General features: G+C 59.9%; 22 protein-coding genes. 17 read left to right on the top strand and 5 right to left on the bottom strand.

What is annotated here, in order from left to right; all coding sequences use genetic code 11:
* Positions 1-44: 44 nt before the first annotated feature.
* Positions 45-908: an AraC family transcriptional regulator gene (locus HGP12_RS13565; RefSeq protein WP_168840541.1), complete on the top strand. Its 864-nt coding sequence runs from the start codon at positions 45-47 to the stop codon at positions 906-908.
* 243 nt (positions 909-1,151) lie between these two features.
* Here the strand turns inward: HGP12_RS13565 and HGP12_RS13560 are convergent, their stop codons facing one another.
* Complete coding sequence (locus HGP12_RS13560) at positions 1,152-2,792, bottom strand: FAD-binding dehydrogenase (protein ID WP_168879082.1); 1,641 nt, start codon at positions 2,790-2,792, stop codon at positions 1,152-1,154.
* 109 nt (positions 2,793-2,901) lie between these two features.
* A complete protein-coding gene (locus HGP12_RS13555; protein ID WP_168879081.1) occupies positions 2,902-5,928 on the bottom strand; it encodes a glycoside hydrolase family 38 C-terminal domain-containing protein in 3,027 nt (1,008 codons plus the stop codon).
* 362 nt (positions 5,929-6,290) lie between these two features.
* Between HGP12_RS13555 and HGP12_RS13550 the strand changes: the two genes are divergently transcribed.
* From HGP12_RS13550 to HGP12_RS13515, 8 genes are all read left to right on the top strand, one after another.
* On the top strand, positions 6,291-6,593 hold the full coding sequence (locus HGP12_RS13550; protein ID WP_168840544.1) for a DNA-binding transcriptional regulator: 303 nt from the start codon (positions 6,291-6,293) through the stop codon (positions 6,591-6,593).
* Positions 6,590-8,611 (top strand): hydrogenase 4 subunit B, encoded by a 2,022-nt coding sequence (hyfB, locus tag HGP12_RS13545; protein WP_168840545.1) that lies wholly within the window; start codon positions 6,590-6,592, stop codon positions 8,609-8,611. Before HGP12_RS13550 ends, hyfB begins: the two co-directional genes overlap by 4 nt.
* Positions 8,602-9,558, top strand: a complete 957-nt coding sequence (locus tag HGP12_RS13540) for a respiratory chain complex I subunit 1 family protein (protein WP_168840546.1) — start codon at positions 8,602-8,604, stop codon at positions 9,556-9,558. Before hyfB ends, HGP12_RS13540 begins: the two co-directional genes overlap by 10 nt.
* Complete coding sequence (locus HGP12_RS13535) at positions 9,558-10,223, top strand: hydrogenase-4 component E (RefSeq protein WP_168879080.1); 666 nt, start codon at positions 9,558-9,560, stop codon at positions 10,221-10,223. Before HGP12_RS13540 ends, HGP12_RS13535 begins: the two co-directional genes overlap by 1 nt.
* Positions 10,220-11,683: a hydrogenase 4 subunit F gene (locus HGP12_RS13530; protein WP_168879079.1), complete on the top strand. Its 1,464-nt coding sequence runs from the start codon at positions 10,220-10,222 to the stop codon at positions 11,681-11,683. Before HGP12_RS13535 ends, HGP12_RS13530 begins: the two co-directional genes overlap by 4 nt.
* 16 nt (positions 11,684-11,699) lie before the next feature.
* Positions 11,700-13,211 carry an NADH-quinone oxidoreductase subunit C gene (locus HGP12_RS13525; RefSeq protein ID WP_168879078.1) on the top strand — a complete coding sequence of 504 codons (1,512 nt, stop codon included), beginning with the start codon at positions 11,700-11,702 and terminating at the stop codon, positions 13,209-13,211.
* Positions 13,212-13,224: 13 nt separating this feature from the next.
* The gene (locus HGP12_RS13520) at positions 13,225-13,752 is read left to right on the top strand and encodes an NADH-quinone oxidoreductase subunit B family protein (protein WP_168840550.1); all 528 of its coding nucleotides are present in this window, start codon (positions 13,225-13,227) and stop codon (positions 13,750-13,752) included.
* 118 nt (positions 13,753-13,870) lie between these two features.
* The gene (locus HGP12_RS13515; protein WP_168879077.1) at positions 13,871-14,899 is read left to right on the top strand and encodes a DUF4365 domain-containing protein; all 1,029 of its coding nucleotides are present in this window, start codon (positions 13,871-13,873) and stop codon (positions 14,897-14,899) included.
* A 268-nt stretch (positions 14,900-15,167) separates the two neighbouring features.
* Here the strand turns inward: HGP12_RS13515 and HGP12_RS13510 are convergent, their stop codons facing one another.
* Positions 15,168-15,542 carry a helix-turn-helix domain-containing protein gene (locus HGP12_RS13510; RefSeq protein ID WP_168879076.1) on the bottom strand — a complete coding sequence of 125 codons (375 nt, stop codon included), beginning with the start codon at positions 15,540-15,542 and terminating at the stop codon, positions 15,168-15,170.
* Between the two features lie 161 nt (positions 15,543-15,703).
* Here HGP12_RS13510 and HGP12_RS13505 point away from each other — a divergent pair, with 161 nt between their 5' ends.
* Positions 15,704-16,840 carry an ROK family transcriptional regulator gene (locus tag HGP12_RS13505; RefSeq protein WP_168840553.1) on the top strand — a complete coding sequence of 379 codons (1,137 nt, stop codon included), beginning with the start codon at positions 15,704-15,706 and terminating at the stop codon, positions 16,838-16,840.
* 15 nt (positions 16,841-16,855) lie between these two features.
* On the opposite strand, the gene HGP12_RS13500 is transcribed toward HGP12_RS13505, so the two are convergent.
* Positions 16,856-17,902 carry a Gfo/Idh/MocA family protein gene (locus HGP12_RS13500; RefSeq protein WP_168879075.1) on the bottom strand — a complete coding sequence of 349 codons (1,047 nt, stop codon included), beginning with the start codon at positions 17,900-17,902 and terminating at the stop codon, positions 16,856-16,858.
* Between the two features lie 272 nt (positions 17,903-18,174).
* Here HGP12_RS13500 and HGP12_RS13495 point away from each other — a divergent pair, with 272 nt between their 5' ends.
* The 6 genes from HGP12_RS13495 (at position 18,175) to HGP12_RS13470 (ending at position 24,547) form a co-directional block, all read left to right on the top strand.
* Positions 18,175-19,473, top strand: coding sequence for an extracellular solute-binding protein (locus HGP12_RS13495; RefSeq protein WP_168879074.1), 1,299 nt, complete (start codon positions 18,175-18,177; stop codon positions 19,471-19,473).
* 67 nt (positions 19,474-19,540) lie between these two features.
* Positions 19,541-20,470 carry a carbohydrate ABC transporter permease gene (locus tag HGP12_RS13490; RefSeq protein WP_168879073.1) on the top strand — a complete coding sequence of 310 codons (930 nt, stop codon included), beginning with the start codon at positions 19,541-19,543 and terminating at the stop codon, positions 20,468-20,470.
* Positions 20,467-21,309 carry a carbohydrate ABC transporter permease gene (locus tag HGP12_RS13485; protein ID WP_168879072.1) on the top strand — a complete coding sequence of 281 codons (843 nt, stop codon included), beginning with the start codon at positions 20,467-20,469 and terminating at the stop codon, positions 21,307-21,309. Before HGP12_RS13490 ends, HGP12_RS13485 begins: the two co-directional genes overlap by 4 nt.
* A gap of 38 nt (positions 21,310-21,347) precedes the next feature.
* Entirely contained in the window at positions 21,348-22,586 is a 1,239-nt protein-coding gene (locus HGP12_RS13480) for an ROK family transcriptional regulator (RefSeq protein ID WP_168879071.1), read from the top strand.
* Positions 22,587-22,616: 30 nt separating this feature from the next.
* Positions 22,617-23,471 carry a sugar phosphate isomerase/epimerase family protein gene (locus HGP12_RS13475; RefSeq protein ID WP_168879070.1) on the top strand — a complete coding sequence of 285 codons (855 nt, stop codon included), beginning with the start codon at positions 22,617-22,619 and terminating at the stop codon, positions 23,469-23,471.
* A gap of 20 nt (positions 23,472-23,491) precedes the next feature.
* A complete protein-coding gene (locus HGP12_RS13470; protein WP_168879069.1) occupies positions 23,492-24,547 on the top strand; it encodes an ABC transporter ATP-binding protein in 1,056 nt (351 codons plus the stop codon).
* A gap of 25 nt (positions 24,548-24,572) precedes the next feature.
* Here the strand turns inward: HGP12_RS13470 and HGP12_RS13465 are convergent, their stop codons facing one another.
* A complete protein-coding gene (locus tag HGP12_RS13465) occupies positions 24,573-25,211 on the bottom strand; it encodes an invasion associated locus B family protein (RefSeq protein WP_168879068.1) in 639 nt (212 codons plus the stop codon).
* A gap of 175 nt (positions 25,212-25,386) precedes the next feature.
* Here HGP12_RS13465 and HGP12_RS13460 point away from each other — a divergent pair, with 175 nt between their 5' ends.
* Positions 25,387-25,728 (top strand): hypothetical protein, encoded by a 342-nt coding sequence (locus HGP12_RS13460; RefSeq protein WP_168879067.1) that lies wholly within the window; start codon positions 25,387-25,389, stop codon positions 25,726-25,728.
* Positions 25,729-25,903 lie beyond the last annotated feature (175 nt).

Below are 25,903 nucleotides of genomic sequence, written 5' to 3'. Positions count from 1 at the left end.
CTGGCCTATCTTGACCGCGACAAAGCGAGAAGATGGGGAAGGCGATGAAAACCACACGACGAAGCTTGATCGAGCTGATGCACTTTCACTGCACGGCGCCCAAGCAAAAAACGCTCGTTCCCGGTTTGACGCTCTTTCGCAGCGATGCACCGACCGAACCGGTCCGCAGCCTTTACGATCCGCGCCTTTGCGTCGTCCTGCAGGGTCGAAAGGAGCTCATCCTGGATCGGCAGCGCATCGAAATCGGCCTAAGCGACTACCTGGTCGTCGTCCTCGATCTTCCGGTGACAGCGCGCATTGTCGAGGCAAGCCCTGGTCAGCCGCATTATGCGATAACGCTTGATCTCGATCCGGCAATCATTGCCGAGCTGGTTGCAGATAAAAAGGAACTGAGATCGGTCGCAAAAACGAAGGGCGCTGCGATTGCCGGGCTTACCCTGGACATTCTGGAACCCCTCGAGCGACTGGTGCGGCTGCTGGATCGGCCCACGGACATCGAGACGCTTGCGCCACTTGTTCGACGCGAGCTTTTCTACAAGCTTGTCCAGGGCAGTCTCGGCGACATGGTCGTCGAAAGCGGAATAGGCGGCTCTCGCCTGTCGCGCATCGCCCGTACGACCGCCTGGATTAAAGCCAACTTCGATCAGCCGGTCGATATCGCGACTTTGGCGGATATCGCCGGCATGAGCCAGACCTCCTATTATCGTGCCTTCAAAGCCGCCACTACGATGAGCCCCTTGCAATTCCGGACACGGCTACGGCTGCACGAAGCACGACGACGGTTGCAGCTGGGCGTCGACAAGATCGGATCCATCGCATTTGCGGTCGGCTACGAAAATCAGTCGCAGTTCAATCGGGAATATCGGAAGCTATTCGGGAGACCGCCCGGTGTAGACCTGTCTCGCTGAGGCGCTGGCCAGCCGTCCATTCGGGTAGGTACACTAAATCGTCGTGGCCGCTATTGTTTCCATTGTCGGCTCGGACGCCACCCCCGAACCGATCACTACAGCGTCCGACGAGACTGCATGCCCTCGCAGTGTCGTCGGACACCCCGTCGACATGCGTGCCGGTGACAAAGGCTGCCGCCGATGTCGATGGCCTCGGGCAGGCTCAGCCTTTACCGGAAACAACGGCGTCAAATACACCAGTTCTCATGCTGCCCTCCCGGCATTGCGCCCGGAAAAAATGCAGCCTCCCAGGAACGTGCCCTCCAGCGCATTGTAACCGTGATATCCGCCGCCGCCGAAGCCTGCCGCCTCGCCGCAGGCGAACAATCCCGGTATGAGCTCGCCGCTCAGCCCAAGCGCCTGACTGTTCAGATCGGTTTCAAGCCCGCCCAGAGATTTGCGGGTCAGGATGTTGAGGCGCACGGCGATCAGGGGACCCGCCTTGGGATCCAGTATCCGATGAGGTGGTGCCGTGCGCATGAACCGATCGCCGAGATAACCACGCGCCTGCCTCAGCGCGACGATCTGCGCGTCCTTGGCGAAGGGATTGTCCAATTCGCGGTCCCGGGCTTCGATCTGGCTGCGCAGATGGACAAGATCGACCGGATAATCCCCGATACGGTTCATGCCGGCGACCAGCTCTTCCAGCGTTTCGGCGACGATGAAATCCTCACCCTTCTCCTTGAAGGCTTCCACCGGCGGAGGAGCCGAACGGCCAAGCCGGCTGCGCAGGAGCAGGCCGACGTCGCGGCCCGTGAGGTCGGGATTCTGTTCGGACCCCGAGAGCGCGAACTCTTTCTTGATGATCTTCTGCGTGGTTACGAACCAGCTGTAACTATGCCCGAGTTTGCAGATATGCTCTAGCGTCGCGAGGCTATCGAAACCCGGCAGACAGGGGGCAGGCATGCGGTTGCCGTTGGCGTCGAACCAAAGCGAGGACGGCCCGGGCAGGATGCGAATGCCATGGTTCGGCCAGATGGGGTCCCAGTTGCGGATACCCTCGGTGTAATGCCACATCCTATCGCCGTTGATGAGCCGTGCGCCTGCCGCTTCGGCATGGCCGATCATCAAGCCGTCGACATGGTGAGGCACCCCGCTCAGCATCCGTTCAGGGGGTGGACCGAGGCGATCGGCGGGCCAGGCGCGGCGAACCAGTTCCGGATTGCCGCCAATGCCGCCGCTCGCCACGATCACGGCGCCCTGAATGCGAAAATCCCCGACGACATCGCGGTTCGATTGCTGACCGCGCGGAATATTGTCCTCCGCCAGGATCTCGCCTTCCACGCCGGTGATGCCGTTGCCGTCGGCGATCAACCGCGTCACGCGTCGGCGGAACATCAGCTCGATCCTCCCCTGCTTCTCGGCGGCTAGCACCCGCTTCAAGAATGGATCGATCACGCCCGGACCCGTGCCCCAGGTGACGTGAAAGCGCGGCACGGAGTTGCCGTGGCCGTGAGCAAGGCTTCCGCCGCGCTCGGCCCAGCCGACGACGGGGAACCAGCGCATGCCGAGCCCATATAGCCAGCCACGCATCTCGCCGGCGGCAAAATCGAGATAGGCATCCGCCCAGGCGCGCGGCCAAAAATCCTCAGCACGGTCGAAGGCGGCTGAGCCCAGCCAATCCTGACGGGCAAGGTCGATACTATCGCGAATTCGCATGCGCCGTTGTTCCGGCGTATCGATCATGAATAGCCCGCCGAGAGACCAGAAGGCTTGGCCGCCGAGGCTTGCCCGCGGCTCTTGGTCGACGAGGATCACCCGCTTTCCGCGCTCAATCAGCTCCAAGGCGGCGACAAGACCCGACAGGCCTCCCCCAACGACGACGACATCCGCGTAACTGCCCATTCGACCTCCCAGCGAATAGCTATTTGCCGGGACTTTAGCGACACTTACGTAAAAGTAAAATGGAGAACGGCTTTCACGTCGGCTCGTCCATCGGGGCCGATTTCCGCTATCAGCTTCTCTGCAGCCTCCACGTCCGAATCTCGAACGGCATGATGTCGGCGGGTCCCTCGCGTTCGATCGGCTCCTCGAGGATATTCAGCGGCCCCGACGCTTTCCATCCCGACGCCAGGTTCAGCGACAGGCGGCCACGACGGCCGGCAGGCTCGTAAAGCCGCAGGATAAGGCCCTCGCCCTCCTCGGCCGATTTCAATCCGGAGAAGGCGACCGGTATGCCCTCGACACCGAGAGGCGAGAGCGTGCCCTGCGAAAGCCCGCTTGCCTCCATGGTGACGAGCGGCTGGTTGAGATCGATCGCCTCCGATAGAACGCCGCCTTCATGCCAGGCGCCTTCATGCGGCATCAGCGCATAGGTGAAGCTCTGCTGGCCTTCGTCGGCAAGCGGATCGGGATAGATCGGTGACCGCACCAGGCTCATGCCGATGACATTGCCGCGGGCGCTGTGTCCGTATTTGGCGTTGTTGAGCAAGGCGACGCCAAAGCCGGGTTCGCTGAGATCGACGAAGCGATGGGCCGCTGCCTCGAACATCGCCTGCTCCCAGGGGGTGTTCGTATGCGTCTGCCGCTCGACGATGCCGAAGGCACATTCGAACGTCGCTGTGCGCGAATGCACGGCAACCGGATTCAGTGTCCTGAGCAGGGTGCGCCGGTCATGCCAATCGATCGTCGTCTCGATATCGAGCCGGCGGGCATTGGCCGTCAAAACATAAAGCTGGGTGACGGTCGAGTTGCGATATCGATAGACGACACGGATGGTGGCGCGATGCGGCCCTTCCTCGACCAGAGCGACGCTTTCGGGCTGATCGAGGCGGATGCCTTTTTCGGCATAGTCCGCGTCGACGTCCCAGGCGTCCCAGTTGCGCGGCTTGTCGGCGGGATACACCCAGAGCTGGTTGGCAGCCTCTTCGATCGCCTCCCGTCCCGTCGCCTTGTGGACAAGGCTCGACACGGCACCATCCTTGCCGATGAGGACCGATAGATGCTCGTTCTCGATATGATGGGCATCGGCCTTCAGCATGCCGGCGGGCCTAACACCCTTACGATCGAAGACCGCGACGGAAAGGGGCGCGACAAGATCGGCAGATGACAGGACCGTTCCGTCGGACAGCGCGGCGGTGAGCGGCCGCGGTGAAAGAGACGGATTGACGACAATCAGTGCGTCGCTAACGCCGCCTGTCGGAAGATGGGCCGATAGTTCCTTGAGCGCCTTGGCCTGCTCCGCCTTCGCATTACCGATCACGCCGTCAAGTTCCCCTTCGGCATCGACGTAGACCTCGCGAATGCTTGATCCCGGCAGGATGTCATGAAATTCGTTCTTCAGGACGGTGCGCCAATCCGCCTCGAGGCTTTGCGGTTTTGCAGCGCCGAGCACGTGGGCGAGTGACGCCAGTGTTTCGGCCGTGATCAGCGCGCGTTCGGCCTGGCGATGCTTGCGCTTGACGCCGCTTTGCGTCGTCAGGGTCGCGCGGTGCAGTTCGAGATAGATTTCTCCCTCCCAGACCGGCAGGTCCTTTTCCGCCGCCGTGCGATGGGCTTTCTCATAGTAGCCTTTTACAGTGCCCCAACGTGCCCTAGGGATTGCCGGGAAGTCGCGCAGCTGCACTTCGCGCTCGACCATTTCCGGCGTGACACCGCCGCCGCCGTCGCCATAGCCGACGGCCAGCAGCGACGTGTCGTGCTCAGTCTTGCCGCGGAAATTCTTCCATGTCGGCACGAAGCAATCCGGCTGCACGAAACCATTATAGCCTTGCATGGGATTGTCGAACGTATGGGTCAGCACCTTGCTGCCGTCGAGCCCCTTCCACCAGAAGAGGTCGGACGGGATGTGATTGGTCTCGCTCCAGTTCACCTTGATCGTAAAAAAGCTGCTCATGCCCCCGAGCCGCAGGATCTGCGGCAGGGCACCCGAAAAGCCGAAGCAATCCGGCAGCCAGCAGACGGTATGGCGCAGACCGAAATGCTTTTCGAAATAGCGCTGCCCATAGAGTACCTGACGGGCGAGGCTTTCACCCGTCGGCATATTGGTGTCAGGCTCGACCCACATGCCGCCGACGGTTTCCCACTTGCCCTCGGCCACCTTCTTCTTGATCCGTTCGAGAAGCTCCGGATCATCCTCTTCCATCTGCGCGTAATAATGGGCGGTCGATTGATTGAAGCGGAAGTCGTCGGAGCGCTCCATCAGCGAAAGCGCTGTATTGAAGGTGCGGCGCATCTTCCGTCGCGTCTCGCCATAGGGCCAAAGCCAGGCGAGATCGATATGGGCATGACCGCTCAGCAGCAATTCGCCGTTTTGCGGAAAGCGCTTCTGAAGTTCCTTCAGTCGTTCAAGCAGGCGGTCATGCGCGGCCAGGGCCGAAGCGCTCTGCGTCTCGCTGAGACCGGCGGGATTGTCCTGAAGTTCCGGCAGTTGCCAGATCTTCTGCTGCATTTCCGCGCCTGATATGCGCGCGACATAGGTGGCCGTGTCCGAAGGCCAATCGAGGCTGCGCAGCGCTCGTTCCGCCGCATCGATGAGATGCGGCACGACGTCATGACCGTCAAGCACATCGACAGCTTCGCCGATCTGCCGCATCAGAATATGCAGCCGATGGACCGGCTCGTCCAACCAGATCAGGCGCGCCTTATTCAACTTCGGAGCCCGGTTCGGCTCTCCGAAAGGAAAGCGCGCGACGCTCTCGGTCGCGATCGAGAAGTCCCGACCCTTGATCGGAAACTCCTGGTGATAGGGATCCAGTCCGAAGATCTCGGTCCGGCCGTCGGCGTAGCGCAAGGTCAGCAGACTCTCGCCGCCAAGATCGAGCTGCAGACGGGTCTGCTCAAGCGGCCAGTCATGCGGGGTCGTTGCCGCCGCGGCGAAATGGACGGTTCCCTTGCGGTGCGGCCAGTCCTGGCCATGCGCGATCGGCTCGCCATCAAAAGTCCAGCCATCGATGTCGCGGCTCTGTTTGTCGCGCCAATGGGCGAGCTCGGTTATCCGGACTTTGAGACGATCGAGACGTTGGGCAATGGTGAGAGACATGGCGGGTCCTATCGGAAAATCGGCGATTGACGGCGGGGGAGAACATATCAGCGCGAAGAGGTCGCAGCACCACGCCCCCGTCTCCTCCAAGCGGATTGCATAGCCGAATTTTAGATTAAGTAACTTTGTTTTTCCGTCAAGCGGCCAAGAAATAAGTTACGAGAGTTTTTGGCTGCGACGTCCCGACCGAGCCTCGCCTTAGAGCTTTTCTTCTCATTGAGGACGGTTTTCTTATGGGCTGTCACAAGTGACCTTATGGCTTTGTGTGGCGATGCCGCATCACAAACGTGATTTGATACATCAGTAAGCATGCGCTAAACTGCTAACATCGGAGCTTGTAGAGCAAAAGTGATGGTTCCGCCATGATCACCGCCGCACAGATGCGTGCCGCCAGAGCCCTTCTTGGTATAGACCAGCGCCAACTCGCGGAATTGGCAGGGGTATCCGTTCCGACAATCCAACGAATGGAAGCAAGCTCCGACGTCGTGCGCGGCAATGTCGATTCCCTGATGCGACTGCTGGCGGCCTTGAACGAGGCCGGCATAGAGGTGATCAACGAAGGGGCCGTCAGCCAGGATGGAGGGCGCGGCGTCAGGCTGAAGGCCAAGCGGTCGGAGAGCGGTTCCCCTGGATTGCCCGGGCGAGGAGCGGGACCTCGCTCATGACCTCTCTGCCCACGCTCCTTTTATGCTCGGTGTTTCTGCTTACAACCGCCCCCTTTGCGGTCCTCATCGTCCGGTCGAAACAAGCAACGAAGGTCACCTATGGTCTAAGCTTCGGTCTATCGGCAATCGCCTTTGGCGTAGCGATCGACGCGCTCGCCACGATGGCTTCTCCCGACGCCCTATCCACGCTCGTGCTTCCCATCGGCCTGCCGTGGCTCGGCAGTCACTTTCGTCTGGACGCACTGTCCGCCTTCTTTCTGACAGTCATTAATTTCGGCGGCATGGTTTCGAGCCTCTATGCCCTCGGCTACGGCCGTCACGAACATGCGCCGCAGCGAGTACTGCCGTTCTTCCCCGCTTTCGTCGCAGGCATGAACCTCGTGATCCTCGCGGACGACGCCTTCACCTTCCTAATGTCCTGGGAGTTCATGTCGCTCGCCTCCTGGGCGCTTGTGATCGCCCATCACCGCGATATCAGCAACCGGAAAGCCAGCTATCTTTATATCGTCATGGCTAGCTTCGGCACGCTCACTCTTCTGCTCGCTTTCGGCTTGCTTGCAGGACCGGATGGCAATTACAGTTTCGCCACGATGAGGGCGGCCGAACATGCGCCGCTGACATCAGGCTTGGTGCTCATTTTGCTGCTGCTCGGTGCTGGATCCAAAGCCGGATTGGTGCCTCTACATGTCTGGCTGCCGCGAGCGCATCCAGCCGCTCCCAGTCATGTGTCGGCCCTGATGAGCGGTGTCATGACCAAAGTCGCGGTGTACGGCTTCATCCGCGTGATCTTCGATCTGCTCGGCGCGCCGGCCTGGTGGTTCGGCATGGTCGTCCTGGCGATCGGCGGCATCACCGCGGTTCTGGGCATCCTGCACGCGCTGATGGAGAGTGATCTCAAGCGCCTGCTCGCGTATAGCACCATTGAAAATATTGGCGTCATCTTCGTCAGCCTCGGTCTGGCGCTTGCGTTCAAGGCGAATGGCATGGGTTTGCCGGCCGCCTTGGCGCTGACCGCCGCCCTGTTCCATGTCCTGAACCATTCTTTCTTCAAGAGCCTGCTTTTCTTTGGCGCCGGCGCAGTACTGACGGCAACCGGGGAACGGGACATGGAAAAACTCGGTGGGCTCATCCATCGTATGCCGGTAACGGCCGCGTTCTTTCTCGTAGGCTGTATTGCGATCTCGGCCCTTCCTCCCTTCAATGGTTTCGTTTCCGAATGGCTGACTTTTCAGGCCGTCTTGCAGAGCCCAGCCCTGCCGCAATGGGGATTGAAGCTCCTCGTGCCGGCCGTAGGCGGCCTGCTCGCATTTGCCGCCGCCCTTGCCGCGGCTTGTTTCGTCAAGGTTTTCGGTGTGACGTTTCTTGGCCGTCCGCGTAGCGGGCTGGTCGAACGGGCAACGGAGGTCGATCGTGCCTCGCTTGCCGCTATGTCGGTTCTGGCTTTCCTCTGCCTTGCTGCCGGTGTCCTGCCGGGAGTCGTCATCGATGCACTCGCACCGCTGTCGCTCTCTTTGATCCACGAGCGGATGCCGGTGCAAACGGATATTCCATGGCTGTCGATCGTGCCGATCGCCGAAGCCCGCAGCTCTTATAACGGCTTGCTCGTTTTCCTCTTCATCCTCTTTTCGGCGTCGTTCACGGTCTATCTCGTCCACCGCCTCGGCTCTCGACGCATCCGCCGCGCGCCGGCCTGGGATTGCGGCTTTCCGCTGAGCAGCCCGGCCACGCAATATACCGCCAGCAGTTTCGCCCAGCCCATCAGGCGCGTCTTCGGCGCGCTGATCTTTAGCGCGCGCGACCGGGTCATCATACCACCGCCCGGCGATCTCCGGCCGGCGCGGTTCTCCCTGGAAATGCATGATCATATCTGGGAAGGACTGTATCTACCAATCGTCGGCGCCATTGGCTTTGCCGCGGAAAAATTCAACTATCTGCAGTTTCTGACAATTCGGCGCTATCTGAGCCTGGTTTTCCTTACGCTCGTCCTGCTGCTTCTGGTACTGGCGCTATGGTCATAGTCTCAGCCCTTTTCGCCCAAGCCTTCCAGATGTCCCTCGTCGTGCTGCTGGCGCCACTGCTGACGGGTGTTGTGCGCATGTTCAAGGCACGGCTGTTGCGCCGTCGCGGGCCTTCCCTGATCCAGCCCTATCGCGACCTTATCCGGCTTCTGCGCAAGGAGGCAGTGGTTGCGGAAAACGCATCCTGGCTATTCAGAGCAGCACCTTACCTGATCTTCGCTGCGACATGGGTGGCTGCCGCCATCATTCCGACCTTCGCCACCGGCCTCCTCTTTAGCTGGACCGCGGACCTGATCGCCATCATAGCGTTGCTTGGCAGTGCACGCTTCTTCCTGGCCCTTGCCGGCATGGATGTGGGCACGAGCTTCGGCGGCATCGGCTCGAGTCGCGAGATGATGATTGCGACGCTGGCCGAGCCGTCTATGCTGCTCATCATCTTCACGCTTGCCCTGGTGGCCGGCTCGACCCAACTTTCCGCCATCGCTGCCTTCATGACGTCGCCGCAAGTGGGATTGCGCGTCTCGCTGGCGATTGCCCTCATTGCCCTCGTCATGGTCGCGATTGCCGAAAACGCCCGTATCCCCGTCGACAACCCGGCGACCCATCTGGAATTGACCATGGTGCACGAAGCCATGGTGCTCGAATATTCCGGGCGGCACCTGGCCATGATCGAGCTCGCGGCATCGCTCAAGCTGTTGCTCTATATTTCGTTGATCGCGTGCCTTTTCGCTCCTTGGAAGCTCGTCGCCTTCGGGGTCGGCCCGCTTGCCTACCTGATCGGACTGTTTGCATATCTCGCCAAGCTGGCGGCGGGTGGCGCCCTGCTTGCGCTGTTTGAAACCGCAACCGCCAAGATGCGCGTATTCCGCGTGCCGGAATTCCTCGGTGCAGCGCTGATGCTCGGTCTGCTCGCCGCACTGTTGCGTTTCGTGTCGAGGGGGCTCTGATGAGCGGGTCGATCTTCGACATCGCCCACATGCTTGCCGGCGGCCTGGTGCTCATCAGCATGATGATGCTCTATCAGGACCGTCTTTATGCTCTGCTGAACGTCTTTGCGCTGCATTCGCTGGTGCTGACGCTGTCGGTTGCTTGGCAAGCCCTCATCCAGGATGCGCCGCATCTCTTTGTGACGGCGGCGATCGCTCTCATTTTCAAGGCGATCATCATTCCTGTGGTGCTGCATCGCATGATCCGCCAGCTCGGCATCCATCGCGAGATAGAGACTGTCGTCGGGGTCGGCCCCACCATGCTCGTTGGCCTGGGACTGGTGGCTCTGGCCACCGTCGTCATGCTGCGGGTGACGCCATCGGCCGATCCGATCGCACGCGAAGATCTTGCCTTCGCCCTGTCTGTTCTGCTGCTGGGGCTGCTGATCATGGTCACGCGCCGCAATGCCGTCAGCCAGGTCGTCGGCTTCATGTCCCTCGAAAACGGATTGGTGCTGGCGGCGACCGGCGCCAAGGGCATGCCGCTGGTAGTGGAGATCAGCGTCGCCTTCTCGATCTTGATCGCCTTCATCGTCATCGGCGTCTTCCTGTTCCGCATCCGCGAGCGCTTCGACACGGTCGACGTCCGGGCGCTCGACGACTTCAAGGGGAGACGGCGGAAATGAACGCCCCTTCCACCCTCCTCGGCTTCGACGCGGTAACGGCCGTCCTCGTCGTTCCAATCTCCGCTGCAGCCCTTCTGGCACTGCTGCCCGGCTACCGCACGACGGCGCGGCTAAACATTTTCGCGAGCCTTTTGACATTGCTTGCGGCGCTTTTGCTCTTTTTCAGCACTCGACCACCACCTGGCCGCTATCTGCTCGTAGACGATCTCAATATCATCTTTATCGTCCTGAATGCCTTCGTCGGCTTCACCACCAGCGTCTTCAGTGCCGGCTACATCGCCCATGAGCTTGAGATCGGCCGTCTGACCCCCGCAAACTTGCGATTCTACCACGCGATGTATCAGATCATGATGTTTGGCATGAATCTCGCCTTCGTGTCGAACAATATCGGTTTGATGTGGGTGGCGGTGGAACTTGCGACGCTGACCACGGTGCTGATGGTCGGCATCTACCGCACCCATGAGGCACTGGAAGCGGCCTGGAAGTATTTCATCCTCGGAAGCGTCGGCATCGCCTTCGCGCTGTTCGGTACCATCCTCGTTTACCTGGCCGCTCAGGCCGTTGTTGGCACCGGCTACGACGCGATGGTCTGGACGACGCTGGTAGAACATGCCGCCGGCTTTGATCCGGCTCTTCTCAACCTCGCCTTCATCTTCCTGTTGCTCGGCTACGGCACGAAGGTCGGACTTGCGCCACTCCATGCCTGGCTGCCGGACGCGCATGCCGAGGGGCCGACACCGATCTCGGCGGTGCTTTCGGGCCTTCTGCTTAACGTTGCGCTCTATGCCGTTTTGCGTTTCAAGATATTGCTCGCAGCCAGCCCGGAAGCAATTAGCCCTGGGCCGCTGATGATGACGATGGGGCTCGTCTCGCTGATCTTCGCCGCTTTCATGCTCTATCGCCGTCGCGACATCAAACGTCTGTTCGCCTATTCCTCGATCGAACATATGGGCATCATCGTATTTGCCTTCGGTCTCGGCGGCTCGCTCGCCAATTTCGCCGGCCTGTTGCATATGGTCATGCATTCGCTGACCAAGTCGGCGATTTTCTTTGCCGTCGGCCACATCGCCCAGATCAAGGGGACACAGAGGCTTTCGGCCATTCGGGGCCTTACCGAGACGCATCCGGGACTCGGCTGGGGCTTGTTGACCGGGGTCATCGCCATTGCCGGTCTGCCACCGGCCGGTATCTTCATGAGCGAGTTCCTCATCATCAGCTCGACTTTCGCGAGGCAGCCGCTGCTCGCCATTCCGCTTGTCTTTGGGCTGTTGGTCGCTTTCGGGGCACTATTGCTGCGCTTGACGGGAGCTATCTTCGGCCAACCGCGCGGCAGCATTGCTCCTGCCGAGACATCCTACTTGCCGATGTTTCTGCACCTGGCGCTGGTTCTTGGGGCCGGAATCTACCTGCCATCGCCGATGGTTGCTTGGTTTCAGCATATCGCCAATCTTCTTCGATGATGCGGGGGGCAGGAATATGTCGATGCTGGATGATCTCATAGGAAATGGCCGCCCGGTTTCGCATCATGGGCCATGGCCGCGCACCGTTACCGATTCTTCCACGTGGATATCGGCTGCATCGAGGTTATCGGAAGGACAGTTGACGATGCTTGGCCTTTGGGGCGAGCGCAACGCCGTGCATATGTCGCTGCTCGACGAGCAGGCCGGCAAGAGCGCTATCCTCAGCCTGCAGGAACTGCGCAATGGCTATCCGTCCATCGCGCAATACCATCCACCGGCACTACGTCTGGAACGAACGCTCCGCGACCTTACGGGATTGGAACCGGAAGGACTTCCGGATAATAGGCCATGGATCGACCATGGCCGCTGGGATCTGCAGTTCCCATTGGGAAAACGCGGCGTGCCCGCCCCGGCATTCTCATACGCCTTTCTGCATGCCGATGGAGAGAACTTGCACCAAATTCCGGTGGGGCCGGTGCATGCCGGCATCATCGAGCCCGGGCATTTCCGCTTCATGGCCAATGGTGAAACCGTCGTGCGCCTCGAGGAACGGCTCGGCTATACCCACAAGGGGATCGAGTCGCTGATGGCCGGGGCCGATCTGCCTCGTGGGATACAGCTTGCCGGGCGGACATCCGGCGACAGCAGCGTCGCCTATGCCTATGCCTTTTCGCGAGCAGCCGAAGCAGCTCTCGGGCTCGAGGTGCCGCTGCGTGCCGTTTGGCTACGAGCGCTGATGGCCGAACTTGAGCGGATCGCCAACCACCTCGGAGATATAGGCGCGATCTGCAATGACGCCGCCTTTGCACTGATGCTTGCTCATTGCGGCATGTTGCGCGAGCAGGTGCTGCGTGCCGCCGACGCTGCCTTCAGTCACCGGCTGATGCGCGACCGCATCCTGCCAGGCGGCGTTGCCGCCGACCTGGACGGCAACGGAAAGGCTGGTTTGCAGGCCCTGCATGCCGAACTCAGCCGGAAATTCCCAGCTCTGGTGGAACTCTACGACAATACAGCCTCGCTTCAAGACCGGACAGTCGGTGCGGGCACATTGCACGATGGGCTTGCACGCCAATATGGCGCGGGCGGATATATCGGGCGAGCAGCCGGCCGTAGGTTCGACACCAGACGCAACCTTGCCTATCCGCCCTATGACGAACTGACTTTCGATATACCATCACTTAGCGATGGTGACGTAAACGCCCGGATATGGATCCGCATTCGCGAAGTCGAACAGAGCCTGTCGCTCATCGAACAGATTCTCGATCAACTCCCGGGCGGGCCGGTTCTTTCGGATGTGACGCCTGCCAATGATTTTCGGGAGGGCGTGGCTCTTGTCGAAGGGTTCCGCGGTGACATCCTGGCATGGCTACGCCTTACACCGGAAGGCAGGATCGAACGCTGCCATCTGCGCGATCCCTCCTGGTTTCAATGGCCACTGCTGGAGGCCGCGATCAAGGATAATATCGTCGCTGACTTTCCGCTCTGCAACAAGTCATTCAACTGCTCATACTCGGGGCACGATCTGTAAAGGCTAAGAGACCATGCGCAAGCTCCTGTTCGAAAGCCTGATCCGGCCGCCTTTGACGGAACCTGCACCGGTCCGTGCCGATGCAGCGGCTCAAGAACTCGCGGCCGCGCTCGACAGGAAAGCGCGCCACAGGCTCGGTCGCAGTCTGGCGATCCGCGCCGTCGACGCCGGCTCCTGCAATGGTTGCGAACTCGAAATGAACGCTCTGAGCAATGCCTTCTATGATATCGAACGGTTTGGCATTCGTTTCGTGGCCTCGCCTCGTCATGCTGATGTGCTCATGGTCACCGGTCCTGTGACAAAGAACATGGCTGAAGCCCTCGAACGGACATATAATGCCACGCCGGAACCGAAATGGGTCGTTGCGCTGGGCGACTGCGCGCGCGATGGCGGTTGCTTTGCCGGAAGCTATGCCGTGGCCGGCGGGGTTTCGAAGATCGTGCCCGTCGACTTGCACATTTCCGGTTGCCCTCCCTCGCCAACGGACATCCTCAAAGGATTGCTCGCACTGCTTGATCACGTAAGCGAGGACACCGGCTAGAGATATTCCAGGAAAAGTGCGCGGCGGTTTTCCGTCCGGAATGTGTAAAGACAAGACGATTGAGGGCTTTCGCGATCCGAAGACAGACGAAAATACTCTAGTATGACGGCAAGGTTCGATGACTGGACGTCTGCAGGCAGTAATTCTTATAATCGTTGCTGCGGTGATGGCGGTGTGCCGCTTCTTCGCAGCAGCCGGTCGCGGAAAGCTGTCGCGAAGCCGCCGGCATATCATAGGCCTCAGCGCTTCTCATGCAGACCCTGCCGTTTGCGCCGCTATCGACGCTGTCGAGAAGGTGTTTGTCCGAGACTTTAACTGGCCTTTCCGCCGGCTATCATACCCGCAAGAGAGCGGCATTGATGCTCGCGCCGAGATCCTCGACAACGGATGGTCAACCGGTCGTTTTCTAGCAATGCAGATCAGGCCGGCTCCGCCGGCAAGGGACGATCGCGGCGATTACATGCATCAAATTCAGAAGCGCGATTTGGATTACTGGACGTCGCATTCCCTGTCGATTTGCGTGATCCTTTTCAATCCGGATAACGGCGATATCGCGTGGCAGTGGGCTTCGGCTGTATCCGGCAACGACAGAAATGAAGAGCGATGGTTGCTGACCGTTCCAGCATCCAACGTCATGGACGCGTCCGCCAGATTGAGTTTCGAGGAGGCCATCCAGGCGAACCCGCAGATGTTGCTGCGCTCCGCGTTGGCGGTCGATCGTGCCTTGATGGAAAGGATTAGCGATCATGGCGCGCTATTCATTTGGGACGAATGGGGCGATTCTTCCCCCATGTTCCGCAATTTGCGCGTCTTTCTGGACAAAGACGAGCCAGAGATACAGGTCGATTATCGCATTCGCGCACATGATCTTCACGAATTGATGGTCCAACTCTTCCCTTGGGCAAGCTATTCTTACGCCGAACCAATCAATGAATATTCCGGCAAGGTCGCGGTGCATGTGCTGGAGGTTCAGGTTCGACCGGAAGCCCTGGCCTACCTAGAAGCGGAGGAATTTCTGGAAGCGGGCTACCCCGAAGAACAAGATCCTCCATCGCCAGAGACGGAGGATTACATGACCGATGAGGAAGAGGCTGCCTTTTGGCAAAGTAGACGCGCATCGCGCGGCTCCGCCGAACCAGAAAATTGAATGAGGCACGTGAACGCGGCAATCGCAATAAGTCGAGCTCATGATCTCCATCGGACGGCAACTTTTCTTTTCCCGAAACGAGCCGGGCCGGAGATGATGGAGCGCGCTTTATAGCCGCGGACCGAGTCTTGGTCATATCGATGCCGTTCGCTTCCCTCGATCTTAACGCGTATCCACATCCCTTTGTGCAAAGACCCGGCGAGCCCTGCGCCGACGGTTGCAGGCGTCCTGTAGACCTTCAGCCACCTTTCGCTGGGTCAGACCTCAGCTAGCTAGCGGCCGCTCTTTCAACATAGCGCAAGATTCTGGTTACCGTCGCCCGGCTGACACCGGCCTCTCTTGCGATATCATCGGTTGATCTGCCATCAGCCTTTAAACGCAGCACGTTTTCGGATTTGCGTCTCGTGGTGGCGGCAGACGGATGGTTTAAAGGCATCACGCCTGGGGAAACCATATGTTTTCCCGCCGACGTTTCGAAAAGCTCACTATCAACAGCCATAGTGACATCCTCCTTCAAGTCGCTATCGGCAGGAAGAATGGCGCCAGCCTCAAACTGAGTAAATTCCCATATAAGCAGTATGCGGCTAAGCCAACTTGACGATGCCACAGCCACAATGGGGAGAACCAATATGTCAATCGCCAATAAGTCGTCCGAAAATGGCTCCCGCCATTACATTTGCACCCGACGCAGTACGATTGCGACCGAAATGAAATCAATGACTTGCAAGAGCCAGTTGGAAAATAGTTAGGGGCATCGACATTTGCCGTGATACACACGCATGAGGGTGCTCAGGGAAGTCGGTTATGCGGTATCTTCGATCCGGGCCGCGGCGGCGTCAGCCGGAAGAAGCGGACGTTACGCGGGGTAAAACGCTTGGTCTGCGGTCAGGAGAAATCGCCGACAGAAATATCCGCGTCATTTTAGAGGCAATCCGCCGTCATGGCCCTTTGACCCGCATGGAACTCGGCCGACACTCCGGGCTGACCGGGCCGGGGATCACCAACATTCTCCGCCGCCTTGGCGAGGAAGGATTGGTGACCTCGCACCGCCGCAACGGTGTGGGCAGTGGCGCGACCGCGACCGAATTTGCCCTGCGGCCCGAGGGAGCCTTCTCGATCGGCGTCCGGGTTCGTCAAAGCCGGGGCGAAGCCGTCCTCGTCGATCTCAGCGGCCAGGTTCACGACCGCGTTTATTTCACCCTCGTTCGAACAAGAAGGGTGGACTCCATCCTTTCGGCCATCGAAGCCATGCTCGGCCGCCATCCCGGCCTGCCGATCATCGGCGTAGGAATCGGCTCGAATGACTGGACCGCGGAAGAGGCGGGCGAGCTTGATGCGGCGTCAAAACTTCCGTCTAGCCGTGTCGAGAACGAGTGCACGACAGGCCTGCTTGCCGAGCGCACGATCGGCACACCTGCGCCCGGAGGCGGGCTGGCCATGATCATCATCGACGAGGATGTCCAGGCCGGCTTCCTTGTTCGCGGCATTCCCTATTCAGGCGTCCACGGACGCGCCGGCAATATCGGCGACATGCACACTGGTCCCGACAATGTCCCGTTGAGCACCGTTGTCGGCTTCGGCGCCCTGCGCACCCTCATCGGCGATGACGAATTCGCCCGCCTTTTGGAGGGCCAGGAGCTGTCTTCTCCGCTGCTGGCGCAATGGATCCGCGAGGCGGCAAGCCACCTGCTCGATCCGATCATCGCAATTGCCGGCTTCATCGCGCCGAGCGTCATCATGATCGGCGGCGACCTGCCGAGAGGCGTCATCGAGGCGCTGATCCATCAGCTTTCAGTCGAGCGGCGCGACACGTCGAAGCGGCCCTTCCTGACGCCATGGATTTCGCCGATGAAGCCCGCAAGCTTCAGCGGCGGCGGCGTGGCGCTGGGGGCAGCACTTCTGCCTTTCCTCAACACCCTGTTGCCGCCGGTTTCCGCCTGACTCAATGATGCCGGCTCAGGCAAGAGCCTCATCGGCATGGCTGATGTCCGAGGCGATCGCCTTGTCCAGAACCTTCTGAATATTCGCGGCACGACGAAATGAAGGTTCCTGCGTCTTGCCCATCCTGACCGCCTGGACGAAGCGCTGATAGTTCGTCTCCACTTCGTTGAACGGAACGTCGCGCCATGTCGCGGTATGAACGTCTTCGCCAAGGCAGGCGCGCAACGTCGACGGTCCGGTATCATAGATCATCTCGATCGAACCTGTCTCGCCATAGACCCTGAGACGAAGTTGATCCATCTGGCCGGCAGCGGTGCGCGTCGCCTGGATGGTGCCGATTGCTCCCGTCGTGAAATCGACGTTCATGGTAAAGCTGTCATTCGCGTCGAGGTCATAGTCGCCGATCCTATGACCCGGCGCCTTGTCGAAAGTCTTCAGCCGCGCAAAGACATGGGCAACGTCGAGGCCAGAACCATAGGAGGCGAAATCGACGATATGGATGCCGATGTCGCCGAGTGCGCCGTTCGAACCATGTTTCTTGCTCAGGCGCCACAGCCATTTGCTTTCGGTCTTCCAGTCTCCCCAATGCCGTCCGACGAGCCAGCTCTGCAGGTGAGACGCTTCAATATGCCTCACCTCGCCTATCTCGCCGGCGAGCACCATCTGCCGGCCTTTCTGCAGGGCAGGCGAGTTGCGATAGGTGAAATTCACCATGCCGACCTTGCCCGCTTTCTCGATCGCGTCGGTCATTTCCATCGCCTTGATCGCATCGGTCGCAAGCGGCTTTTCACAGAAGACGTGCTTGCCGGCCGTGATCGCCTGAAGCGTCGTCGAGTGGTGGACGCTGTCAGGCGTCACATTGGCGACGGCATCGAACTCGCCCCAGGCAAGGGCTTCCTCAAGCGAGCTGAAATGATTGGGAATGCCATGTTCCGAACAAAAGGCGGTAAGCCGCTCGGCAACGACGTCGACGCCGCCCACGACGCTGACGCCCTCGATCGCCTTGAAACTTGCAGCATGCTTATTGGCCATTCCGCCCGTGCCGAGAATGAGTAGGCGCATCCGATCCTCCATAGATGTCAGGGTCAGCCGGCTCTCGCCAGCCAAAAGTAAACCGCCCACCACGGATGCCCGCGGTGGCTCGATCATTCCGTCATCAGGAAACGCGGCCGCACGCCGCTAGCTGCTGTTGAATGTCGCCGGCATCTTGATCCTCCAAAGCTGCGGCTTGACATCAAATCAAAGTAACTTAATCTAATTAATGCAGCATGGAAATGAGGAGAGGTCAACCGGCCACCAGGCTGTATCCGTTCAAAATGGGGAGGAGACCCATCATGAAGAGAGCGTTCGTCAGCGCGCTAGCGCTGAGTACAATGTTGTTTTCAATGCCTGCCGCATTTGCCCAGGAAATCGCGACAAAGGATCGGATCGGCCTCGCCGATGCGCCGAAAACCCTCACCGTCAGGCTTACGAACGATAGTCCCAACAATGCCGATCCGGCGATCGCCAAGGGCTATCAGGCGCTCTTCATCGATTTCATCAAGAAACATCCCGACTGGAAGCTGCAGATGCAGTTCATGTCGACCGATATCGGTACCGAACAGGCAAAGATGCTCGAGCAGGCAAAGGCCGGCAACGCTCCGGACTGCGCCGCGGTCGACTCTTTCGTTCTCTCTCAGTTCATGGTCAACCATGTGCTGGCCGACTTCACCCCCTATTTCTCGAAGGACGAGATCGCCGACCTGTTCCCCTTCATCCGCAGCGGCATCAGCGACAAGGACCAGACGATCCGCGCCTGGTGGTGGGATACGGATCTTCGCGTGCTCTATCGCAACAAGTCCATCGTCCCGGATGCGCCGCAGACTTGGGACGACCTGAAGAAGGCCGGCATCGCATCCGTCAAGGAGGGTATGGAAGGCATCCTCTTCAATGCCGGCCGCTATGAGGGCTCAACGTTCGACTGGCTCGCGAATTATTGGGCGCTCGGCGGCAAGCTCGTCGACGATAGCGGCAAGCCGGTCTTCGGCGAGGGCGAAAACAAGCAGAAGTTCCTCAAGGCCCTGACCTATTACAGGGATCTCGTCGATTCCGGTGCGGCGCCCAAGCGGGTTACCACGATTGCCAACTATGACGACCTGAACGCGGCCGCGGCCGCCGGAACCACGGCGCTCTTCATTGGCGGCAACTGGCAGCTCGCTCAGCTGAAAGCCACGCTGGACGAGGATGAATTCGCCAACTGGACTTTCTCGCCGATTCCCGGCCCCACGGCCGATCAGCGCTCCACCGGCACCGGCGGCTGGACGGTCGCTTCGTTCAGCAAGGACAAGGACAAGATCGAGATGTGCGCCAACCTTGCCCGCGATGTCTATATGGGGCCGGCCAACGCGCTGCAGCAGCAATTGCCGACGCGCAAATCGCTGTTCGACAAGTATCAGGTCTTCTCGACCGACGCCAACAAGACCTTTGCCGAGGCGCTTGCCAACGGCCAGGCCCGTCCGGGCGCCCCGATCTATCCGGAAATCTCCAACCAAATCCAGATCATGATGGGTGACGTCCTGTCGGGTACCAAGCAGCCCGAACAAGCTCTCGACGCCGCGTTCAGCGCGACGATGGAGGCTTACAAGCGTCTCTAACGATTGGGATCGCGGCGACGCCTGCAAAGGGCGCCACCGGTAGCGTCAACCCGGACAGAGAAGCTCAATGACCCCTATCGCCATCGAGGCTGCCGACCGGCCGCAAAGCAGATCGTTCATGCGCCGTTTCGCCGGGGCACCCTTGCCCTGGATGTTGCCCGTGATCATCGTCATCGGCATCTTCTATCTCTATCCGATGATCGACGTGTTCCGCCTGTCGTTTACCAATGCCACGCTCATCGGCAACACTCAGGACTATACGCTCGGCTCGATTGCCAACATGCTGAGCTCGCCGCAGCTTCCCGATATCCTGTGGGCGACCCTCGTCTTCGTCGGCGGCAGCGTCATCGGCCAGCAGATTCTCGGCCTTGCTGTTGCCGTCGTCGTTGTCCGCGGAGAAAAGCGCGGCCTGTTCGGCACGACGATTTTGCGAACCACGGCGCTCGTTGCCTGGGTCGTCCCCGGGATTGCCGGCGGCATCATCTGGCAGATGCTGTTTTCGGAAGCCCCCTATGGTGCGCTCAACAGTATTTTGCGGCTCATGCACCTGCCCGTCGTCGCCTGGCTTTCGGATCCGGCGATCGCCCCCTGGTCGGCCCTGATTTCGAACATCTGGCGCGGGACGGCCTTCTCCATGGTCGTCATGTACGCCGCTCTCAAGGCGATCGACCCCTCGCTCTACGAAGCGGCCGAAGTCGATGGCGCGACGGGTTCGCAGCAATTCTTCTTCATCACCATTCCGCAGTTGCGCGCAGCTATGCTCGTCAACATGATCCTGATCACGATCATGACTTTGAATACTTTCGACGCGATCATAACGCTGACGGGCGGCGGACCCGGGCGCGCGACCGAAGTCATATCGCTCTATGTCTTCAACATCGTCTTCCGCAACTACGATTTGTCAGGCGGAAGCGTGCTGTCCGTGCTGATGCTGATCATAAGCCTCGGACTGGCGCTTGTTTATGCATCGTTCCTGCCGAAGGAGGAAGAGAGATGAGCAGGCGTACCGGCACACGTTTCGGCGATTTCCTGAGCTACCTCTTCATGCTGGCGATGTTCGCATTCTTCGCCGGTCCCCTCACCTACCTCCTGTCGCTGGCACTGCGTGACCGGCGGGAGATCTATCGCGGCGTGGCACGCTATATCCCGCACAATCCGACAGTCGACAATTTCGTTACCGTCCTCAACAACAGCTACTTCCCGCTCTATCTCTGGAATGGCCTGAAGCTCGCAACGCTGAGCGGCTTCGGCGTTCTGATTGTCGCACTGCCGGCTGCCTACGCCTTCTCGCGCTTTCAGTTCAGGGGCAAGGGCCTGTCCATGATGGGCCTTTTGCTGTTCCAGATGATTTCACCGCTGGTGATCATGGTGCCGCTCTATCGCTACATGAACCGTCTTGGCCTGCTCGATACGCATTTCGCCGTGACGATGGTCTATATTGCTCTTGGCGTGCCGCTTGCGACATGGCTCTTAAAGAGCACGGTAGACGGCATTCCGCGCAGCCTCGACGAAGCGGCAATGATCGACGGATGCAACCGGTTTTCCGTCTTCTGGCGGATCGTCCTTCCCTTATCGGCGCCCGGCATAGCTTCCGTCTTCATCATCACCGTGATAGCCGGCTGGTCGCAGTTCCTCGTGCCATTTCTGCTGTTGACGCAAAACAATTTGATGCCGATCGGCGTCGGAATCTTTAACTTCCGGGGGATGCAAACCGACTCGTCCATCCAGCTGCTGGCGGCCGCCTGCCTCATCTCCGTCGTACCGGCGATCGTGGCGTTCCTGTCTCTCCAGCGGTTGATCCTTGGTTCCATGACCAGCGGCTCGGTGAAGGGCTAAGGCGGTTGCATGCCCATGGCTGACAGAGGATCCCGACCATGAACCCAACGACCGGCGTCAAACTCTCTCCCGACCTGACGGGCGCCAATGTCGAGGACGCAGGCGAGTACAACAGAGCCGTCGTTCTGCGCTGCATTCATCGGCAAGCGCCGATCTCGCGCGCCGAGATCGCTCGGCAGACCGGCTTTACCAAGCCGGCGATCGCCCGGATCGTCGACCGCCTGCTCGATGAGGGCCTGATCATCGAGGCTCGCCGGCGCCACGGCCTCAGAGGACAGCCGGCGATCGAGCTTGAGATCAATCCGGATGCATTCTTCGCCATCGGCATCAACATCGATCGCGACCATCTGACAATCCTTGCCGTCGATGCAGTCGGCAACGTTCGCGCCCGCGTGCATCATGAGAAACGCTACATCCTGCCAGCCGAATTCATGCAGCTGACGGCCGACGCGATATCGCACTTCCAGCGAAGCCGTCTGATCGACGACGCGCATCTGGCCGGTATCGGCCTTGCCATGCCGGACTGGCTCGGCGAGATCGCCTTCATGGGCAAGCCCGACGACTACGGGGAGTGGATGGAATTCGACGTGCGGACAGCACTGGAAAACCTCACGCCGCATCCGGTCTTCATCGAAAACGAAACCAATGCCGCCGCGCTTGCCGAGCTCGATTATGGGCTCGGCGCCGAAAGCCGCAGCTTCTTCTACATTGCGGTCAATGCCTGCCCCGGCGGCGGGCTTGTGCTCGACGGCAACGGACACCGCGGCGCCATGGGTCTCAGCGGCGAAATCGGCTGGCTTCCGATCGCCGACCCAAGGCACAAGAAGGCGCAGAAGGTCGAACTCCTCGGCGAGATATTCTCGCTCTTCTTCCTTTACAAGTTTCTGGGAGAGCACGGCATCGAGGCGAGCGTGCCCCAGGACCTCCTTACGTTAGACACCCGCGGCAGGAAGCTGGTATCCCAATGGCTGAAGACCATGAGCGCGCATCTCGCCGTCGCGGTGAAGCACATCGGCATGATCGTCGATCCCGACGCCATCATCCTCGGTGGCCGCTTGCCCATTCGCATGGTCGATGAGCTGCTGCGTTATGTCCACGAGCATCTCGATACCGGGGACACTGCTCTTCCCACGCTCCATCGCGCTTCGCTCGGCGAGGACGCCTGCGCGATCGGCGCGGCGGCGATGCCCATGTCGGCGGCCCTCATGCTCGCATCGGCCGACCAGGTTCAACGTACGCGTTCACCGCTCAAATTCATGGATCGCCTGAACAACTGACGCGGCCGCCAAGGCCACAGGGAGGTTTTGATGAGGATCGGCTTTTATACCTCGACGTTCAACGACAGGCCTTTCGAGGAGGTCGTCGAGTTTGCGGCTTCCGCCGGCTTCGATGCGATCGAGATCGATGTCCGCGGCCATATCAAAACCCCGGACAAGGTGCAGGCCGCCGTCGCGCTTGCCCGCAGCCACGATCTCTTCGTTTCCTCCATTGCCTATTTCGGCAATCAGCTCGATGCCGATCGCGATAAACGCGGCGAACTCAGGGCTATCACCGAGGAATTTGCCGAGGCGATCGGAGACGCTGGCGTACCGATCTTCGTGATTTTTCCCGGCCGCAATGACGAGGCGGACGAAACGGCCAACTATGATGATTTCGCCGACTTCGCCAATCGGCTGATCGCCAAGACGACGTCAAGCGGGCTCATTTTCGCAATCGAGAACTGGCCGGGACCTAAGGATAATTTCATCGGGACGACGCCGAATGGCTGGCAGGAGCTCTTCAGGCGAATCCCGGACCGGCGGTTCGGTCTCGAATTCGATCCCTCCCACCTCCTCCGCATCGGCGTCGATCCCTACGCCGCGATGGACGCGGTGAAGGATCGTATCGCCATCCTTCATGCCAAGGATACCGCAATCGATGCGGCTGTTCAGCAGGCCATTGGCTATCACGGCAAGGGCTGGTGGCAGTATAAGCTTCCGGGGCATGGCCTTCTTGATTGGCCCCGGTTCCTGCGCCAGGTCCGTGCCAACGGTTTTGACGGCACTCTCTCGATCGAGCATGAGGATGCTGCCTACGGATGGCCGGGCAAGGATCTCGCCCAAAGGAAGGAGGGCGAACGCCTCGGCCTTGCCTACCTCAAAAATGTCTTGGACACGCTTTGACAGCAGCCGGGGAGGACGAAATGGCCCATGTGAGAGTGAACAATGCGCGCAAGGACTATGGCGCGTTCAAAGCCATAAAGGGTGTGTCGGTCGATATTCGCGACGGTGAGTTCGTCGTGCTCGTCGGCCCCTCCGGCTGCGGTAAATCCACGCTGCTCAGAATGATCGCCGGCCTGGAAGGCATCACCTCAGGCGATATCCAGATCGGCAAGCATATCGTCAACGATCTCGCGCCGAAGGATCGCGACATTGCGATGGTGTTCCAGAACTATGCCCTCTATCCCCATATGACGGTCGCGAGGAATATGGGCTTTTCCTTGCGGCTGAAGCGGATGCCGAAGGCGGAAATCGACCAGCGTGTCGGCAACGCCGCGAAGATCCTCGGGCTTGAAAATCTTCTCGAGCGGTATCCGAAACAGCTCTCGGGCGGGCAGAGGCAGCGCGTTGCGATGGGCCGGGCGATCGTTCGCGATCCGGCCGTCTTCCTCTTCGACGAACCTCTCTCCAATCTCGATGCCAAGCTCCGCGTCCAGATGCGATCCGAAATCAAGGAGATGCATCAGCGGCTGCAAACCACCACCATCTATGTCACCCACGATCAGATCGAAGCGATGACGATGGCCGACAAGATCGTCGTCATGAAGGATGGCCTGATCGAGCAGTCGGGATCACCGCTCGATCTCTATGACCGGCCGAACAACCTCTTCGTCGCGGGCTTCATCGGCTCTCCCTCGATGAATTTCATCAGGGGCGGCATGACGGGCGAAGGTTTCCGCACTGCGGATGGGCTTGTCCTGCCGAGCGAGCGGCGCCCATCCGGCGCCGTCACCTACGGCCTTCGCCCGGAAGACATCAGGCTCGACCCCAATGGCATCGAGGTAGAGACCGTCGTCGTCGAACCGACAGGATCCGAGACCATGGTCATTGCGCGGCTGGGCGCGCAAACGATCACTTGCGTTTTCCGCGAGCGGACCAGGGCCGCGCCCGGCGACGTGCTGCGGATTGCGCCGGTCCACGACGCCGTCCATCTGTTTGACGAGGCCGGGCAGCGCATCACCGTCGAAGAGACCAGTTAGACGGATTGGACGAAGCCATGCCCGCTCATCCCCCGTTATTGGCTTCCATCGCCCGGTACGCCGCGCTGAAGCCGCTAAGAGATATGGGAAGCTCCGCCATATTTCCCTGTATCATGCGGATTGAAACTTTTCCCGATTTTTCCTTCAACAGAGCATCGAGCATTCCAGGCGGGCACAGGCCCTCCACGAGGCAGCCCTGGTTGGTGCAGCGAGATACCTTTGCCATCGTCGAATATTTGCCGCCAAAGCCGATCTTGACGCCGGCCTGGATGGAGAAACCGAGTGGAAGAGCCATCTGCATGCCGACCTTGTTTTCAGCGGAGCGCGCCATGCTGATCACCAGGAAGACTTGCTTTTGATCCGGCGATGTCAACCGGTACATGATTTGGCAAGGAGGTTTCATCGTTTTGTCGGTGCTGCATTGCAACGTCCATGCGTCGAACTTCTGTTCGGTGACCTGTGAGCCCGCGGGCGCGGCCGCCGGCGAGCCTGTCGACGGGGCTGGCATGACAGGCGCCGGACTGCTCTTGTCGGGTTCGGCCGTCCCCTTGGGAGGATCGGATTGCGGTGTCGTCGCGGTGTCGCCGCCGAACGCCGAAGGCGCTACGGCCTGTAAAAGCAAAAAAGCGATACAGCACATAGCTGACTGCCAAGATGGACGCATGCACTCCTCCATAATTTAATTTGCAATCCTACAATAAATGAACAATAATGTCGAATACATCGCGGGCAGATCGCAGTTCAATAAAGTAAAATTGTTATATAAATTCAATTTCCCCGCCGAAGTGCGGGAAATTTGAATTTTTGTATTTCAATATACCTCCAAGGGATTAATTCAGATGGCACAAATGATCATTGCAAACCACGCTCTGGTCGTGTTGCTGGCACTGAGTGAAAGCGCTGTGTTTGGTGAGAGCTATCTGCAGCAGGCACCTCCTCTGGAAACGAACCCTGCTTTCGTTGAGCAGCTGCCGGAGACTTCCGTCGTGCCCGCGCCTCGAACGCCAGCCGACAGCGGTAAGCTTTCGCATAGGCCAAGACAGCAAACGCGCGCACGGCCGTCAGCTCTTTTGGCAAACAGCATCTTTCCCAGCGTCGGCAGCGGCGTTACGGAGCGCACCGCGCCCGGGCCTGCAGACAATCGTCTGCCGACGGTGGGATCGGGCACCGTGGGGCATTGACGGCATTGCGATGGCTGCCAGGCGTAAAGGCGCCAGGCGGAAGCCCTAAGGCTGCGGCCAGAGCGATGCCGGCCAGGGAACTCTCGGTGAGCGCGGAACCGAAAAGCGCGCATCCCGTTGAAATTTCGTGTGCGGCGTGTCAGAGACCGACAGCTCGATCTCTGTTCACAGCCAT

It is taken from the genome of Rhizobium sp. P28RR-XV, assembly GCF_012641385.1.
Lineage (GTDB): Bacteria > Pseudomonadota > Alphaproteobacteria > Rhizobiales > Rhizobiaceae > Rhizobium.
The sequence above is the reverse complement of the archived record's forward strand: the minus strand, read 5'-3'. Positions and strand labels throughout refer to the sequence as shown.